At 62.5% G+C, this 15,623-nt stretch carries 14 protein-coding genes; all 14 read left to right on the top strand.

The features are described from left to right. Positions 1–21 precede the first annotated feature (21 nt). The 14 genes from TU75_RS08255 (at position 22) to TU75_RS08185 (ending at position 15,530) form a co-directional block, all read left to right on the top strand. Positions 22–1,644 carry a methyl-accepting chemotaxis protein gene (locus TU75_RS08255; protein WP_015371378.1) on the top strand — a complete coding sequence of 541 codons (1,623 nt, stop codon included), beginning with the start codon at positions 22–24 and terminating at the stop codon, positions 1,642–1,644. Beyond that, complete coding sequence (locus TU75_RS08250) at positions 1,644–2,156, top strand: chemotaxis protein CheW (RefSeq protein WP_003231321.1); 513 nt, start codon at positions 1,644–1,646, stop codon at positions 2,154–2,156. The genes TU75_RS08255 and TU75_RS08250 overlap by 1 nt, the downstream gene beginning before the upstream one ends. After that, positions 2,153–3,424: a CheR family methyltransferase gene (locus TU75_RS08245; RefSeq protein WP_060548646.1), complete on the top strand. Its 1,272-nt coding sequence runs from the start codon at positions 2,153–2,155 to the stop codon at positions 3,422–3,424. The genes TU75_RS08250 and TU75_RS08245 overlap by 4 nt, the downstream gene beginning before the upstream one ends. After that, positions 3,421–4,122 carry a chemotaxis protein CheW gene (locus TU75_RS08240; RefSeq protein WP_015371381.1) on the top strand — a complete coding sequence of 234 codons (702 nt, stop codon included), beginning with the start codon at positions 3,421–3,423 and terminating at the stop codon, positions 4,120–4,122. The genes TU75_RS08245 and TU75_RS08240 overlap by 4 nt, the downstream gene beginning before the upstream one ends. Next, complete coding sequence (locus TU75_RS08235; RefSeq protein ID WP_060548645.1) at positions 4,119–6,398, top strand: hybrid sensor histidine kinase/response regulator; 2,280 nt, start codon at positions 4,119–4,121, stop codon at positions 6,396–6,398. Before TU75_RS08240 ends, TU75_RS08235 begins: the two co-directional genes overlap by 4 nt. After that, on the top strand, positions 6,395–7,405 hold the full coding sequence (gene cheB, locus TU75_RS08230) for a chemotaxis response regulator protein-glutamate methylesterase (protein ID WP_003231317.1): 1,011 nt from the start codon (positions 6,395–6,397) through the stop codon (positions 7,403–7,405). The genes TU75_RS08235 and cheB overlap by 4 nt, the downstream gene beginning before the upstream one ends. Positions 7,406–7,456: 51 nt before the next feature. Beyond that, complete coding sequence (locus TU75_RS08225; protein WP_003231316.1) at positions 7,457–8,458, top strand: diguanylate cyclase; 1,002 nt, start codon at positions 7,457–7,459, stop codon at positions 8,456–8,458. A gap of 294 nt (positions 8,459–8,752) precedes the next feature. Beyond that, a protein-coding gene (gene prfB, locus TU75_RS08215) for a peptide chain release factor 2 (protein ID WP_122457926.1) occupies positions 8,753–9,848 on the top strand; the annotation gives its coding sequence in 2 pieces (ribosomal slippage) (positions 8,753–8,824 and positions 8,826–9,848; 1,095 coding nt in all). 98 nt (positions 9,849–9,946) lie between these two features. After that, a complete protein-coding gene (gene lysS / locus TU75_RS08210; protein ID WP_015371384.1) occupies positions 9,947–11,449 on the top strand; it encodes a lysine--tRNA ligase in 1,503 nt (500 codons plus the stop codon). A 107-nt stretch (positions 11,450–11,556) separates the two neighbouring features. Further along, the gene (locus TU75_RS08205) at positions 11,557–12,273 is read left to right on the top strand and encodes a TetR/AcrR family transcriptional regulator (protein ID WP_080627506.1); all 717 of its coding nucleotides are present in this window, start codon (positions 11,557–11,559) and stop codon (positions 12,271–12,273) included. 128 nt (positions 12,274–12,401) lie between these two features. Continuing rightward, positions 12,402–12,950: a hypothetical protein gene (locus tag TU75_RS08200; RefSeq protein ID WP_060548644.1), complete on the top strand. Its 549-nt coding sequence runs from the start codon at positions 12,402–12,404 to the stop codon at positions 12,948–12,950. Positions 12,951–12,971: 21 nt separating this feature from the next. Next, positions 12,972–14,249: a flavohemoglobin expression-modulating QEGLA motif protein gene (locus TU75_RS08195; protein WP_003231309.1), complete on the top strand. Its 1,278-nt coding sequence runs from the start codon at positions 12,972–12,974 to the stop codon at positions 14,247–14,249. A gap of 52 nt (positions 14,250–14,301) precedes the next feature. Continuing rightward, the gene (locus tag TU75_RS08190; protein ID WP_060548643.1) at positions 14,302–15,207 is read left to right on the top strand and encodes an alpha/beta hydrolase; all 906 of its coding nucleotides are present in this window, start codon (positions 14,302–14,304) and stop codon (positions 15,205–15,207) included. Beyond that, positions 15,204–15,530, top strand: coding sequence for a PA3694 family proteiin (locus tag TU75_RS08185; RefSeq protein WP_003231306.1), 327 nt, complete (start codon positions 15,204–15,206; stop codon positions 15,528–15,530). The genes TU75_RS08190 and TU75_RS08185 overlap by 4 nt, the downstream gene beginning before the upstream one ends. Positions 15,531–15,623 lie beyond the last annotated feature (93 nt).

Genomic DNA, 15,623 nt, shown 5'->3' with positions numbered 1-15,623 from the left:
ACGGCCCTTCGAGGAATTACTGTGAAGAACTGGACCTTGCGCCAACGGATTTTGGCGAGCTTTGCGGTCATTATCGCCATCATGTTGTTGATGGTCGTGGTGTCCTACTCACGGTTGCTGAAGATCGAAGCCAGCCAGGAAGCCGTCAGGGATGATGCGGTGCCCGGGGTCTACTTAAGCTCGATGATCCGCAGCGCGTGGGTCGACAGCTATTTGCTGACGATTGACATCATCGGCCTGCGCGAGGAAAAGACCCTCACCAATACCGACAAGAACGACTACAAGTCCTTCGAAGCGCGTATCGAGCAGCAGATGGCCAACTATGAAAAAACCGTGCATGAACAGGCTGACCGCATGGAGTTCGACAACTTCAAGGCCGCGCACATCAATTACAACAAAGTGCTGGACCAGGTGCTGGAACGCGTTGAAGCCAACGACCTGCCCGCTGCCAGCGTGTTGCTCGAAGAGCAATTGACGCCCATCTGGACCGAAGGGCGCATGAAGCTCAACGACATCATCACTGAAAACAAGAACGTGGCCGACCGCGCCACGGCCGCCATTGATGAGTCCGTGATGTCAGCCAAGATCAGCATGGTGGTGTCGCTGATCATCGCCGTCCTGGCGGCTGGGTTGTGTGGCCTGCTGCTGATGCGCGCAATCATGGCGCCGATGAAGCGCATCGTCGAGATCCTCGAAACCATGCGCACCGGTGACCTGAGCATGCGCTTGAACCTGGAACGCAAGGACGAATTCAACGCGGTGGAAACCGGCTTCAACGACATGATGACCGAGCTGACCGCCCTGGTGTCCCAGGCCCAGCGCTCCTCGGTGCAGGTGACCACCTCGGTGACCGAGATTGCCGCCACCTCCAAGCAGCAGCAGGCCACCGCAACCGAAACCGCTGCCACCACCACCGAAATTGGCGCCACGTCGCGGGAAATCGCCGCCACGTCCAAGGACCTGGTACGCACCATGACCGAAGTCTCCACCGCCGCCGATCAGGCCTCGGTGGCTGCCGGCTCCGGCCAGCAGGGCCTGGCGCGCATGGAAGAAACCATGCACTCGGTGATGGGCGCCGCTGACCTGGTGAACGCCAAGCTGGCGATCCTCAATGAGAAGGCTGGCAACATCAACCAGGTGGTGGTGACCATCGTCAAGGTCGCCGACCAGACCAACCTGCTGTCGCTCAATGCAGCCATCGAGGCCGAGAAGGCGGGCGAATACGGGCGCGGCTTTGCCGTCGTAGCCACCGAAGTACGACGCCTGGCCGACCAGACCGCCGTGGCCACCTATGACATCGAGCAGATGGTGCGCGAGATCCAGTCGGCGGTGTCGGCGGGGGTGATGGGCATGGACAAGTTCTCCGAGGAAGTGCGCCGCGGCATGTTCGAAGTGCAGCAGGTAGGCGAGCAACTTTCCCAGATTATCCATCAGGTACAGGCGCTGGCGCCGCGGGTGTTGATGGTCAACGAGGGCATGCAGGCCCAGGCCACCGGCGCCGAGCAGATCAACCACGCGCTGGTGCAGCTCGGCGACGCCAGCAGCCAGACCGTGGAGTCCTTGCGTCAGGCCAGCTTTGCCATTGATGAATTGAGCCAGGTTGCGGTGGGTCTGCGCAGCGGCGTGTCGCGTTTCAAAGTCTGATGAGCGACCTCGCGGCTAAACGCGGCGCCGTTACGGCAGCGAAAAAGGCGTTGTTCCTGCTGTTCCACATCGGCAGTGAACGCTTTGCCCTCAAGGCCACCGAAGTGGCCGAGGTATTGCCGCGCCTGCCACTCAAGCCCATCGCCCACGCGCCGGTCTGGGTGCCCGGCATTTTCGCCCATCGCGGCGCGCTGGTGCCGGTCATCGACCTGAGTGCGCTGACCTTCGGCACCGCCGCCCAGGCCCGCACCAGCACGCGGCTGGTGCTGGTCAATTACCAGCCGCAACCATGGGCCGAACCGCGCCGGCTGGGGTTGATTCTCGAACAGGCCACCGACACGCTGCGCTGCGACCCCGCCGAATTTCAGCCCTATGGCCTGGACAACCGCCAGGCGCCCTACCTGGGGCCGGTACGCGAAGATGCGGCGGGCTTGACGCAATGGATTGGCGTGAATGACCTGCTGACCGAAGACGTGCGTGCCTTGCTGTTCTCTGCCGAGTTGAGCCCATGAGCAACGACCCGCGCTTTTTTGCCTATTTGAAAGAACGCATCGGCCTGGACGTTGCCTCGGTGGGCGAAGCCATTATCGAGCGTGCCGTGCGCCAGCGCAGCCAGGCGGTGCAGGCGCAGACGGCGGATGATTACTGGCAGCACCTGCAACGTTCCCACGACGAACAGCAGGCGTTGATCGAAGCGGTGATCGTCCCCGAGACCTGGTTCTTTCGCTATCCCGAATCCTTCGCTACCCTTGCGCGGTTGGCCAAGGCGCGTCTGGACGAGCTCAATCAGTTGCGCGCCTTGCGCATTCTGAGCCTGCCATGCTCCACCGGCGAGGAGCCCTATTCGATCGCCATGGCTTTACTCGATGCAGGCCTTGCGCCGCATCAGTTCAAGGTGCAGGGCATGGATGTCAGCCCGCTGTCGGTGGAACGCGCCCGGCGCGGCGTGTACGGCAAGAATTCGTTTCGCGGCGGTGACATCGACTTTCGCGACCGCCACTTCAGCGAACAGGCCGATGGTTACCACATAGCAGACCGCGTGCGCGAACAGGTGCGCCTGCAAGTCGGCAACCTGCTCGACCCGGCCCTGCTCGCCAATGAGTCAGCCTATGATTTCGTGTTCTGCCGCAACCTGCTGATCTACTTCGACCAGCCGACGCAACAGCAAGTGTTCGATGTGCTCAAGGGCTTGACCCACCTGGACGGGGTGCTGTTCATCGGCCCGGCCGAGGGCAGCCTGTTGGGGCGCCACGGCATGCGTTCGATTGGCGTGCCGCAGTCGTTTGCCTTCAGCCGCCACGCGGAACCGGTCAAGCCGGCGCCGGTGTTTGCACCCATGCCCAATCCCGTGCTTGCGCGCAGCGCGGCACCGATGCCGCTGCCGCTGCCGGTCAAGCCGCGACCGTTCAGCACGGCCAGCGCTCAGGTGGTGCCAATCAAGGCGCCGCCCTCCGACACGGTCGACTTGCTCAGCCAGATCGCCACCCTGGCCAACGCCGGCAAGAGCGCCGAAGCCCGCGCCGCCTGCGAACGCTATTTGAGCAACCACCCGCCGGCCGCCCAGGTGTTCTACTGGCTGGGGCTGCTCAGCGATGTGGCCGGCAGCGCCCTGGAAGCCCAGGGTTATTACCGCAAAGCCTTGTACCTGGAACCCCAGCACCCGCTGGCCCTGATGCACCTGGCCGCGTTGCTCGAGTCTCAGGGCGACAGTGCGGGCGCGCGTCGCCTGCAGGCACGTGCCGCGCGCAGCGAGCGAGCTGACAGTGAGTCCAAACGATGAGTAGCACCAAGGCGCTCGACACCGCCGGCCTGGACCTGACCCTGGCCGATACCCAGGCCATCGACGATTGCTGGAACCGCATCGGCGTCCATGGCGACAAGTCCTGCCCGCTGCTGGCGGAGCACATTCACTGCCGCAATTGCTCGGTGTATTCGGCCGCCGCCACGCGGTTGCTGGACCGTTACGCCCTGCAACAGGAGGACCGCCGGCCGGTGGCTGCGGCCGAGGTCGATGAAGATGTCGTCACCCGTTCCCTGCTGATGTTCCGTCTCGGCGAGGAATGGCTGGGCATTGCCACCCGCTGTCTGGTGGAGGTCGCACCGCTGCAGCCGATCCATTCCCTGCCGCACCAGCGCTCCCGTGCGTTGCTCGGCGTGGCCAATGTGCGTGGCGCGCTGGTGGCGTGCCTGTCGTTGGTCGAACTGCTCGGCCTGGATGCCACCAGCGCCGGGGCGACAGGCGGGCGGATCATGCCGCGCATGCTGATCATCGCCGCGCAGGATGGCCCGGTGGTGGTGCCGGTGGATGAGGTCGACGGTATTCATGCGGTCGATGAGCGCACGTTGAAAGCGGCATCGGCTTCCGGCACCCAGGCCAGCGGACGCTTCACCCAGGGTGTTCTGCAGTGGAAGGGCCGCAGCCTGCGCTGGCTGGACGAGGCACAATTGTTGTCCGCCGTGACCCGGAGCCTCACATGACCCCCGACCAGATGCGCGACGCCTCGCTGCTGGAACTGTTCAGCCTGGAAGCCGATGCGCAGACCCAGGTGCTCAGCGCAGGCCTGCTGGCCCTGGAACGCAACCCCACCCAGGCCGACCAGCTCGAAGCCTGCATGCGCGCCGCGCACTCGCTCAAGGGCGCCGCGCGCATCGTCGGGGTGGACGCCGGGGTCAGCGTGGCCCACGTGATGGAAGACTGCCTGGTCAGTGCCCAGGAAGCGCGCCTGTACCTGCAACCCGAACATATTGACGCGCTGCTGCAGGGCACCGACCTGCTGATGCGCATCGCCACGCCGGGCAACGACGTTTCGCCTGCCGATATCGCAGCCTATGTGGCGTTGATGGAGCGGTTGCTGGATCCGTCGCAACCCACTGCGAAAATCGCAGCGCCATCCGAGCCAGCTCCGCCTCCGACGCCCGTGGTGGAAACCTTGCCGCCCGAGCCTGAGCCTGCACCGCCCGCTGTCAGCGAGCCCGCGCGCCAGGGCAAGCGGATGACCGAAGGCGGCGAACGCGTGCTGCGGGTCACCGCCGAGCGCTTGAACAGCCTGCTGGACCTGTCCAGCAAATCCCTGGTGGAAACCCAGCGGCTCAAGCCGTACCTGGCCAGCCTGCAGCGTCTGAAGCGCATCCAAAGCCAGGGCGTGCGGGCGCTCGACTCCCTGGACGGCCAGCTCAAGACCCTGAGTCTGAACCTCGAAGCCCAGGAAGCCCTGGCCGATACCCGTCGCCTGCTGAGCGAAGCTCAGGCCCTGCTGGCGGAAAAAACCGCCGAGCTGGACGAGTTCGGCTGGCAGGCCGGGCAGCGCGCCCAGGTGCTTTATGACACCGCGCTGGCCTGCCGCATGCGCCCCTTTGCCGATGTGTTGACGGGGCAGGCGCGCATGGTCCGCGATCTTGGCCGAACCCTGGGCAAGCGGGTGCGTCTGGAGATCGAGGGCGAAAAGACCCAGGTCGACCGCGACGTGCTGGAAAAGCTCGAAGCGCCGCTCACCCATTTACTGCGCAATGCCGTCGACCATGGCATTGAAATGCCCGAGCAGCGCGTGCTCGCCGGCAAGCCCGCCGAGGGCCTGATCCGCCTGCGCGCGTCTCATCAGGCCGGTTTGCTGGTGCTGGAGCTGAGCGACGATGGCAATGGCGTCGACCTGGAGCGCCTGCGTGGCAGCATCGTCGATCGCCACCTGTCGCCGCTGGAAACCGCGTTGCGCCTGAGTGAGGAAGAGCTGCTGACGTTCCTGTTCCTGCCGGGCTTCAGCCTGCGCGACAAGGTCACCGAAGTGTCCGGGCGCGGGGTCGGCCTGGATGCGGTGCAGCATATGGTGCGGCAACTGCGCGGCGCGGTGGTGCTGGAGCAGACCGCGGGGCAGGGCAGTCGCTTCCACCTGGAAGTGCCGTTGACCCTGTCAGTGGTACGTAGCCTGGTGGTTGAAGTCGGCGAAGAGGCCTACGCGTTTCCGCTGGCCCACATCGAACGCATGCGCGACCTGGCCCCCGACGATATTGTGCAACTGGAAGGTCGCCAGCACTTCTGGCACGAGGGCCGGCATGTCGGCCTGGTCGCCGCCAGCCAGTTGCTGCAGCGCCCGCCGGGGCAGAATAACGACGAAACGCTTAAAGTCGTGGTGATCCGCGAGCGCGACGCGGTGTACGGGATTGCCGTGGAGCGCTTTATTGGTGAACGCACGCTGGTGGTACTGCCGCTGGATGATCGCCTCGGCAAGGTCCAGGATATTTCCGCCGGCGCCTTGCTCGACGATGGCTCGGTGGTGCTGATTGTCGATGTGGAAGACATGCTGCGCTCGGTGGACAAACTGCTCAACACCGGTCGCCTGGAACGCATCGCCCGGCGCAGCCAACAGGCCACCGAGGCGCCGCGCAAGCGCGTGCTGGTGGTCGATGACTCGCTTACCGTGCGTGAGCTGCAACGCAAACTGCTGCTGAATCGTGGCTATGAAGTGGCCGTGGCGGTCGACGGCATGGACGGATGGAACGCCTTGCGCTCCGAAGACTTCGACCTGCTGATCACAGACATTGATATGCCTCGTATGGACGGTATCGAATTGGTCACACTCCTGCGCCGAGACACGCGCCTGCAATCGTTGCCGGTGATGGTGGTGTCCTACAAAGACCGCGAAGAAGACCGACGTCGAGGACTCGACGCCGGCGCCGACTATTACTTGGCCAAGGCCAGTTTCCATGATGACGCCCTGCTTGACGCCGTGGTCGAACTGATCGGGGGCGCCCGGGCATGAAGATTGCCATCGTCAACGACATGCCGCTCGCCGTCGAAGCCCTGCGCCGCGCCCTGAGTTTCGAGCCGGCGCACCAGGTGGTGTGGGTGGCCGGCAATGGGCTGCAGGCGGTGCAACGCTGCGCCGAACTGACCCCGGACCTGATCCTGATGGACCTGATCATGCCGGTGATGGACGGTGTGGAAGCCACCCGGCTGATCATGGCCGACAACCCCTGCGCGATTCTGCTGGTGACCGTCGACCGCCAGGCCAACATGAGCCGCGTGTTCGAAGCGATGGGCCATGGCGCCCTGGACGTGGTGGACACCCCTGCGCTGGGCGTGGGCAACCCCAGGGATGCAGCCGCGCCGTTGCTGCGCAAGATCCTCAATATCGGCTGGCTGATCGGTCAGCGGGGCAGCCGCGTGCGCGCCGAAACCGTGCCCCAGCGCACCATCGGCAAACCCCACAGCCTGGTGGCCATCGGCTCCTCGGCCGGCGGCCCGGCTGCCCTGGAAAGCCTGCTCAAGGGATTGCCGCAGGACTTTCCCGCCGCCATCGTGCTGGTGCAGCATGTGGATCAGGTATTCGCCGCCGGCATGGCCGAATGGCTAAGCAGCTCCTCCGGCCTGCCGGTGCGCCTGGCCCGGGAGGGCGAGCCGCCACAAAGCGGCGTGGTGCTGCTGGCTGGCACCAACCACCACATTCGTCTGTTGAAGAACGGCACACTGGCCTATACGGCAGAGCCGGTGAACGAGATTTACCGGCCATCCATCGATGTATTTTTTGAAAGCGTGGCCAGCCACTGGAGTGGCGATGCCGTCGGCGTATTGCTGACCGGCATGGGGCGCGACGGCGCACAGGGACTTAAATCAATGCGTGAACAAGGCTATTTGACCATCGCCCAGGACCAGCAGAGTTCGGCGGTGTACGGCATGCCCAAAGCGGCGGCGGCGATTGAAGCCGCTGTTGAAATTCGCCCACTGGACAGGATTGCGCCCCGGTTGCTGGAGGTCTTCGCAAAATGATCAATGCCCCAGTCAACACCGGCCTGCAGGTGGTAATTCAGGTAACTGCATATGAATGAATTACAGATCGACGACATCAAGACCGATGAAAACGCCGCCATGGTGTTGCTGGTCGACGACCAGGCCATGATTGGCGAAGCCGTGCGCCGCGGTCTGGCCCATGAAGAGAACATCGACTTCCATTTCTGCGCCGACCCGCACGAGGCGATTGCCCAGGCGATCCGCATCAAGCCGACGGTGATTTTGCAGGACCTGGTGATGCCGGGCCTGGACGGTTTGACCCTGGTGCGCGAATACCGCAACCACCCGGCCACGGCGAACATCCCGATCATCGTGCTTTCCACCAAGGAAGACCCGTTGATCAAGAGCGCCGCGTTTGCCGCAGGGGCCAACGATTACCTGGTCAAGCTGCCGGATAACATTGAGCTGGTCGCGCGTATTCGCTATCACTCACGTTCCTACATGACCCTGTTGCAGCGCGATGCTGCCTATCGCGCGTTGCGCGTCAGTCAGCAACAGCTGCTGGACACCAACCTGGTGCTGCAACGCCTGATGAACTCCGACGGCCTCACCGGGTTGTCCAATCGCCGGCATTTCGACGAATACCTGGAGCTGGAGTGGCGCCGCGCCATGCGCGATCAGACCCAACTGTCGTTACTGATGATCGACGTGGACTTCTTCAAGACCTACAACGACAGCTTCGGCCATGTCGAGGGTGACGAGGCCCTGCGCAAGGTCGCCGCCACCATCCGCGATGCCAGCAGCCGTCCTTCGGACCTGCCGGCGCGCTACGGCGGTGAAGAGTTCGCCCTGGTGCTGCCGAACACTTCGCCGGGCGGCGCACGGCTGGTGGCTGAAAAGCTGCGCATGGCTGTCGCCGCATTGAAAATTCCGCACATCGCGCCCACTGAAGGCTCGAGCCTGACCATCAGCATCGGCCTGTCCACCCTCACACCGGTGCAAGGCACCGATTGCCGGCAGTTGATCATGGCGGCGGACAAGGGGTTGTACATGGCCAAGCATAATGGGCGTAATCAGGTGGGGATCGAATGATCTGAGTGCGCCGCAAATCAAAGTGTGGGAGGGAACTTGCTCTAATGCCAGTCAGTTAAGCGCAGATCCCTTGTGGGAGCGGGCTTGCCCGCGAAGGCGGTGGGTCAGTCAATATCAATGCTTGCTGAACTACCGTCTTCGCAGGCAAGCCAGCTCCCACATTTGATCTTCGTCGCTTTGAGCATTGCGTCCGCTTAATGGAACCCTGCCTTTTCGCCAAGCGGGCTGCCGTTCACCCCCGTTTGCCGTTATACTCGCCGGCTTTCAAAAGTTCGCCAACGAGTGCTGCCCGCCATGGAAATCAACCCGATCCTTAACACCATCAAGGACCTGTCCGAGCGCTCCGAAACTATTCGGGGGTATCTTTGACTACGATCAAAAGCATGAGCGTCTGACCGAGGTCAATCGCGAGCTTGAAGATCCGAGTGTCTGGAACAAACCTGAATACGCCCAGGAGCTGGGCCGCGAGCGCTCGGCGCTGGCGCAGATCGTCGACACTCTCGACGAGCTGAACACCGGCCTGGGCGATTGCCGTGACCTGCTGGACATGGCCGTCGAGGAAGACGACGAAGGCGCAGTGGGCGATGTCGTCGCCGAGCTGGCCCGTCTTGAGGAAAACCTCGCCAAGCTTGAATTTCGGCGCATGTTCAGCCATGAAATGGACCCGAACAACGCCTACCTGGACATCCAGGCCGGCTCCGGTGGCACCGAGGCCCAGGACTGGGCCAACATCCTGCTGCGCATGTACCTGCGTTGGGCCGACAAGCGCGGTTTCGACGCGACCATCATGGAGCTGTCCGCCGGTGAAGTTGCCGGTATCAAGGGCGCCACCGTGCACATCAAGGGTGAATACGCCTTTGGCTGGTTGCGCACCGAGATCGGCGTGCACCGTCTGGTGCGCAAGAGCCCGTTCGACTCTGGCAACCGCCGTCATACCTCGTTCTCGGCGGTGTTCGTCTCGCCGGAGATCGATGACAAGGTGGAAATCGAGATCAACCCGGCCGACCTGCGCATCGATACCTATCGTTCCTCCGGTGCCGGTGGTCAGCACGTAAACACCACCGACTCGGCCGTACGGATCACCCACGTACCGACCAACACCGTGGTCAGCTGCCAGAACGAGCGTTCCCAGCACGCCAACAAGGACACCGCCATGAAAATGCTGCGGGCCAGGTTGTACGAGCAGGAAATGCAGAAGCGCAACGCCGCTTCCCAAGCGCTGGAAGACACCAAGTCGGATATCGGCTGGGGTCATCAGATCCGCTCCTATGTGCTCGACGCGTCGCGGATCAAGGATCTGCGCACCAATATCGAACGCAGCGACTGCGACAAGGTGCTCGACGGTGATATCGACGAATACCTGGAAGCCAGCCTGAAATCCGGCCTGTAACACCCTGTGTGGGAGCGGGGAGGACGCCTGGTCCTTGCCCCGCGATCCCCAGGCCGCAGGCCTCGGGGCAACGAACCTGTGATGGAAATTTTAAAGACATGAGCGACCAAGAACTCGACCCGCAAGCCCTGCAACAGGAAGAAAACTCCCTGATCGCCCTGCGCAAGGAAAAGCTTGCTGCCGAGCGCGCCAAGGGTAATGCCTTCCCCAACGACTTCCGCCGCGACGACTACTGCGATGCCCTGCAGAAGCAGTACGTGGACAAGACCAAGGAAGAGCTGGCAGAGGCTGCGATTCCGGTCAAGGTGGCAGGTCGCATCATGCTCAACCGTGGCTCGTTCATGGTGATCCAGGACATGACCGGGCGTATCCAGGTCTACGTCAACCGCAAGACCCTGCCTGAAGAAACCCTGGCTTCGGTAAAAACCTGGGACATGGGCGACATCATTGCCGCCGAAGGCACCCTGGCCCGTTCCGGCAAGGGCGACCTGTACGTCGAAATGACCAGCGTGCGTCTGCTGACCAAATCCCTGCGCCCGCTGCCGGACAAGCACCACGGCCTCACCGACACCGAGCAGCGTTATCGCCAGCGCTACGTTGACCTGATCGTCAACGAAGATGTGCGCCAGACCTTCCGCGTGCGCTCGCAGGTGATCGCCCACATCCGCAGTTTCCTTGCCAAGCGTGACTTCCTCGAAGTCGAAACCCCGATGCTGCAGACCATTCCCGGGGGCGCCGCAGCCAAGCCGTTCGAGACGCACCACAACGCGCTGGACCTGCCGATGTTCCTGCGCATCGCGCCTGAGCTGTACCTCAAGCGTCTGGTGGTCGGTGGCTTTGAGAAAGTGTTCGAGATCAACCGCAACTTCCGTAACGAAGGCGTCTCGACCCGTCACAACCCTGAATTCACCATGTTGGAGTTCTACCAGGCCTACGCCGACTACGAAGACAACATGGACCTCACCGAAGAACTGTTCCGCGAACTGGCGCAGCTGGTGCTGGGCAGCACCGACGTGCCGTACGGCGACAAGCTGTTCCACTTCGGCGAGCCGTTCGTGCGCCTGTCGGTGTTCGACTCGATCCTCAAGTACAACCCCGAGCTGACCGCCGCCGACCTCAACGACATCGACAAGGCTCGCGCCATCGCCAAAAAAGCCGGCGCCAAGGTGCTGGGTTTCGAAGGCCTGGGCAAGCTGCAGGTGATGATTTTCGAAGAGCTGGTGGAGCACAAGCTGGAGCAGCCGCACTTCATTACGCAGTACCCGTTCGAAGTGTCGCCGCTGGCCCGTCGCAATGATGACAACCCGAACGTGACCGACCGTTTCGAGCTGTTCATCGGCGGCCGCGAAATCGCCAACGCCTACTCCGAGCTTAACGACGCGGAAGACCAGGCCGAGCGCTTCATGGCCCAGGTGGCCGACAAGGACGCTGGTGACGACGAGGCCATGCACTACGACGCCGACTTCGTGCGTGCCCTGGAATACGGCATGCCGCCCACCGCCGGTGAAGGTATCGGCATCGACCGTCTGGTGATGCTGTTGACCAACTCGCCGTCGATCCGCGATGTGATCCTGTTCCCTCACATGCGGCCGCAAGCCTGACCGAAGTGAAATCCTGAGCCGCCTTTTATAAGGCGGCTTTTTTATGTGGCGTTTATAAGCGTCAAGCAAACAGCGCCAGGTTTTAATCAAATCCAAGGATGTGTGTGGTGAACCGTGTAATGGCTCAAGAAGGCGCCGCCGGCATTGCTGCTGCCGTGGCTGAAAGTGTCCAGTACCAGGGTCGCAAGGCCAGTCGTCGAGGCAGCGAACAGCGCCGGCAGGAGATTCTCGATGCGGCCATGCGCATCGTCGTGCGTGAAGGCGTGCGGGCCGTGCGCCATCGCGCCGTGGCAGCGGAGGCGGGCGTGCCGCTGTCAGCCACCACCTACTATTTCAAGGACATCGATGACCTGCTCACCGACACCTTCGCCCAATACGTCGAACGCAGCGCCGCGTTCATGGGCAAGCTGTGGGTGCGCAACGAAGGACTGCTGCGCGAGATGGTCGCCTATGGTGACGGCAGCCCGGCATCGCGCTCGCAACTGGCCGATGACATTGCGCGGCTGACGGCGGACTATGTGCAGCGCCAACTGAGCAACCGGCGCGACTATTTGATGGCCGAGCAGGCGTTTCGCCAGGAAGCGCTGTTAAACCCGCGGCTGGCCGAGCTGGTGCGTTCCCACCAGCAGATCCTGTTGCAAGGCACCGGGCAGTTTTTCCAGGTATTAGGCTCCCGCGAGCCGCAGCAGGATGCCAAGGTGTTGACGGCGATTATCAGTCGGATGGAATATCAGGGCCTGTTGGGCGGCGCAGAGCCGCTGACCGGTGACGAGATGCTTGAGATTCTCAAGCGATACATGCATTTGGTGCTGGCCTCGGTGTAGCCATGCCCATGTGCGATCCGCTTTATGTGGGCGCTGGCTTGCCTGCGATGCAGAGTCCCGGGTCATTCAGGCACACTGCGGTGATGCTGTCGCAGGCAAGCCAACTCCCACCCTTGATGGAGTACGCAATGAAAGCCTGGCGTGTCTCGGTAATTGCCTTGTCGTTCCTGCTGCTCAGCGGTTGCCTGGTGACCTTCAAAAGCCCGCTGCCCACGCGCGAGGCGGCGCCCAACGAGCTGCTGGGCAAATGGGTGAGCAAGAATGCCTGGGGTGAGCCGCTGAACCTGCAGATTACCCGCGCGGGTGAACAGCGTTACAAAGCCGTGAGCTATCCTTCGGCCAAGCCGGAGCAGCGTGATGAATACCTGTTCAGCGTGTCGCGCCATGGCAGTCGCTGGTACCTGTCGGCGCCGCTGCCGGCCAAGCTGGGCGGGCATTTCATCCTGGCCGGCTTCGAGTTCGACGAAAAGCACGAATTGGTGGTCTACAACCTCGACCTTGAGCAGATCCATCAGGCGATGGAACAAAAGACGCTGCAAGGCACTGCCGTGCAAACCGTCGAGGGTGACGGCGTGCTGATCGACAGCCCCATTGACCAGGTGTTTGCCTACCTGGATGACCCGGCCAACGCCGATGTATTCGTGCAAGCCGTGCGCTACCGGCGCGCGGGCAAATAACGTTTAAAGAGGAAGCACCGGGTGGACGATTACCAGCAGACGATACGCACGTTGTCCGATCGCATTGTGCTGGCGCAAACACCGATTCGCGTGCTCGATGCCGTGAAGTGGGACGAGAACATTCGCCAGGGATTTCTCAAGGCCAAGGGCAAGGAGATGCCCGCTGTTAACCGCGACTATTACCTGAACCGGCCATTGGCGTTCGATTCCAGCGCGGTCAAGCTGGAGTTCCAGAACATCGAACGCGACATCACCCGCCGCCTCGGCCAGTTCAGCCCGGTGGGGCAGATCATGCGTCGCATGTGCCGCGAATACCGCATGGTGGTGCGCATGCTGGAAGCGCGCGGCACCGAGGACTTCGGCTTGATCTCCCAGGAGCTCTACGGTGCCGCCTCCGATGCCTTCCACGCCGGCGACCCCACCCTGGCCGACCTGGGCCTGATGCTCTCCGACTACCTGAACAATATCGACGGGCGCGGCGACCTCAAGGACGAAGCCAAGACTCTCACCGCCAAGGACGCCGTGGCCCTGCTGCAAACCCGCTTGAACAAAGTGTTTGGCGAGGCCGAAGAGACCATTCGCGTGTTCGAGTCCGATGGCATCGTCGCCGACGCCGCAGCGGGCGCCGACTACATCAAGATCCGCGCCGACGCGATGTTCAACGAGCGTGATGTACGCGCCCTGGAAGTACACGAAGGCCTGGTGCACGTGGGCACGACCCTCAATGGCCAGAACCAGCCGATCTGCACCTTCCTGTCCAAGGGGCCGCCGTCGTCCACCGTGACCCAGGAAGGCCTGGCGATCCTGATGGAGATCATCACGTTCGCCTCCTACCCCAGTCGCTTGCGCAAACTGACCAACCGCACCCGTGCCATCCACATGGTGGAGGAGGGCGCAGACTTTTTGCAGGTGTTCGAGTTCTTCCGCGAGCAAGGCTTCGAGATCGCCGACAGCTATGGCAACGCCAGCCGGGTGTTCCGTGGCTCGGTGCCGAACGGCCTGCCGTTCACCAAGGACCTGTCCTACCTCAAGGGCTTCATCATGGTCTATAACTACATCCAGCTCGCCGTGCGCAAGGGCAAGCTGGAGCAGGTGCCGCTGCTGTTCTGCGGCAAGACCACCCTGGAAGACATGCGCACCCTGCGCCAACTGGTGGACGAAGGCCTGGTGGTGCCACCCAAGTACCTGCCCGAGCAATTTCGTGACATGAACGCGCTGGCGGCGTGGATGTGCTTTTCCAACTTTCTTAACCACCTGAGCCTGGACCGGATCGAAGCAGATTACTCCAATATCCTGTGACCGAACCCTGGAGAAATCGATAAATTTCAGCCAAATCAAGAGGTTTCAACGGATGAGAATCCTCGGTATCCTGTGCCTGCTGCTCACCTTGAGCGGCTGCAGTTCCCTGCTGTTCTACCCCGAACCCGGCCTGCCGTTCACGCCGGAAAAAGCCCATCTGCAGTACCGCGATGTCACCCTTACCACCGCCGACGGCGTGAAGCTGCACGCCTGGTGGCTGCCGGCCAAGGCGGGTGTGCCGCTCAAGGGCACGGTGCTGCATCTGCATGGCAACGGCGGCAACCTGGCCTGGCACCTGGGGGGCAGTTGGTGGCTGCCCGATCAGGGTTATCAGGTGCTGCTGCTGGACTACCGTGGATACGGGCTGTCGCAGGGCAAGCCCTCGTTACCGGCGGTCTATCAGGATGTGGATGCCGCCTTCAACTGGCTCGACCAGGCTCCCGAGGTTCAGGGACGGCCACTGATCGTCCTCGGTCAGAGCCTCGGCGGTGCGCTGGCGGTGCACTACCTGGCCGCGCATCCGCAGCGCCAGTCTCAACTCAAGGCCCTCGTGTTGGACGGCGTGCCCGCCAGTTACCGTGACGTAGGGCAATTCGCCCTGAGCACGTCCTGGTTAACTTGGCCGCTTCAGGTGCCGTTGTCCTGGCTGGTGCCGGATGCTGACAGTGCGATCACGGCCATGCCTGGGCTTACCGGCGTGCCCAAACTGTTGTTTCACAGCCTGGACGACCCGATTGTGCCGGTAGCCAATGGTATCCGCCTGTATCAGGCGGCTCCGGCGCCCAGGGTGTTGCAATTGACCCGTGGGGGGCACGTGCAGACCTTTGCCGACAAGACCTGGCAAACCGTGATGCTGCGTTATCTGGACGACCCGCAGCACTTCAATGGCCTGCGCCGGCTGGGTGAAATTCCGAGCTACCCTGTCCCTCAAGTCGATTCGTCAGAGACGCCGCAATGAGCGAGGAACGCAACCTGATCCCGCTGATGCTCACCGGCATCGGCACCATCATCGGTACGGTCGGCTGCCTGTGGTATTACGGCTACCTGCACTTCGCCAAGCCCGAGGACGCGTTACTGCTCAGTGACTTCACGCTGCTCAAGACCGTACCCGGCGAGGACTATAAGGTGTCACTGACGCCGGCTGCCCAGGTGGCGCAGTGCGTCGAGGGTGTGCTGGTGATGTTTGATACTGAGCACAAAGGCTTGAGTGGCGTATTGGTGAACAACAAAAAGCAGGCTGTTCGTTGCATGGGCCAGGAAACACCGACAATGCGCGAGTAAGTGCTCTTCACCTAAATCGCCCGATTCCAGAAATATCTGGAACGGTATTGCGTAAGACGCCACTGAGTGACGTGTCAGTGTTGCTGGCAGACA

This window comes from Pseudomonas poae (assembly GCF_001439785.1).
GTDB lineage: Bacteria > Pseudomonadota > Gammaproteobacteria > Pseudomonadales > Pseudomonadaceae > Aquipseudomonas > Aquipseudomonas poae.
This window is presented reverse-complemented; position numbering and strand designations above follow the sequence as displayed.

Coding starts and splice junctions, on each gene's coding strand:
- TU75_RS08185 (WP_003231306.1), top strand. CDS start 15,204: ATGAGCGAGGAACGCAACCTGATCCCGCTGATGCTCACCGGCATCGGC.
- TU75_RS08235 (WP_060548645.1), top strand. CDS start 4,119: ATGACCCCCGACCAGATGCGCGACGCCTCGCTGCTGGAACTGTTCAGC.
- TU75_RS08250 (WP_003231321.1), top strand. CDS start 1,644: ATGAGCGACCTCGCGGCTAAACGCGGCGCCGTTACGGCAGCGAAAAAG.
- TU75_RS08200 (WP_060548644.1), top strand. CDS start 12,402: ATGAAAGCCTGGCGTGTCTCGGTAATTGCCTTGTCGTTCCTGCTGCTC.
- TU75_RS08240 (WP_015371381.1), top strand. CDS start 3,421: ATGAGTAGCACCAAGGCGCTCGACACCGCCGGCCTGGACCTGACCCTG.
- TU75_RS08245 (WP_060548646.1), top strand. CDS start 2,153: ATGAGCAACGACCCGCGCTTTTTTGCCTATTTGAAAGAACGCATCGGC.
- cheB (WP_003231317.1), top strand. CDS start 6,395: ATGAAGATTGCCATCGTCAACGACATGCCGCTCGCCGTCGAAGCCCTG.
- TU75_RS08225 (WP_003231316.1), top strand. CDS start 7,457: ATGAATGAATTACAGATCGACGACATCAAGACCGATGAAAACGCCGCC.
- TU75_RS08190 (WP_060548643.1), top strand. CDS start 14,302: ATGAGAATCCTCGGTATCCTGTGCCTGCTGCTCACCTTGAGCGGCTGC.
- lysS (WP_015371384.1), top strand. CDS start 9,947: ATGAGCGACCAAGAACTCGACCCGCAAGCCCTGCAACAGGAAGAAAAC.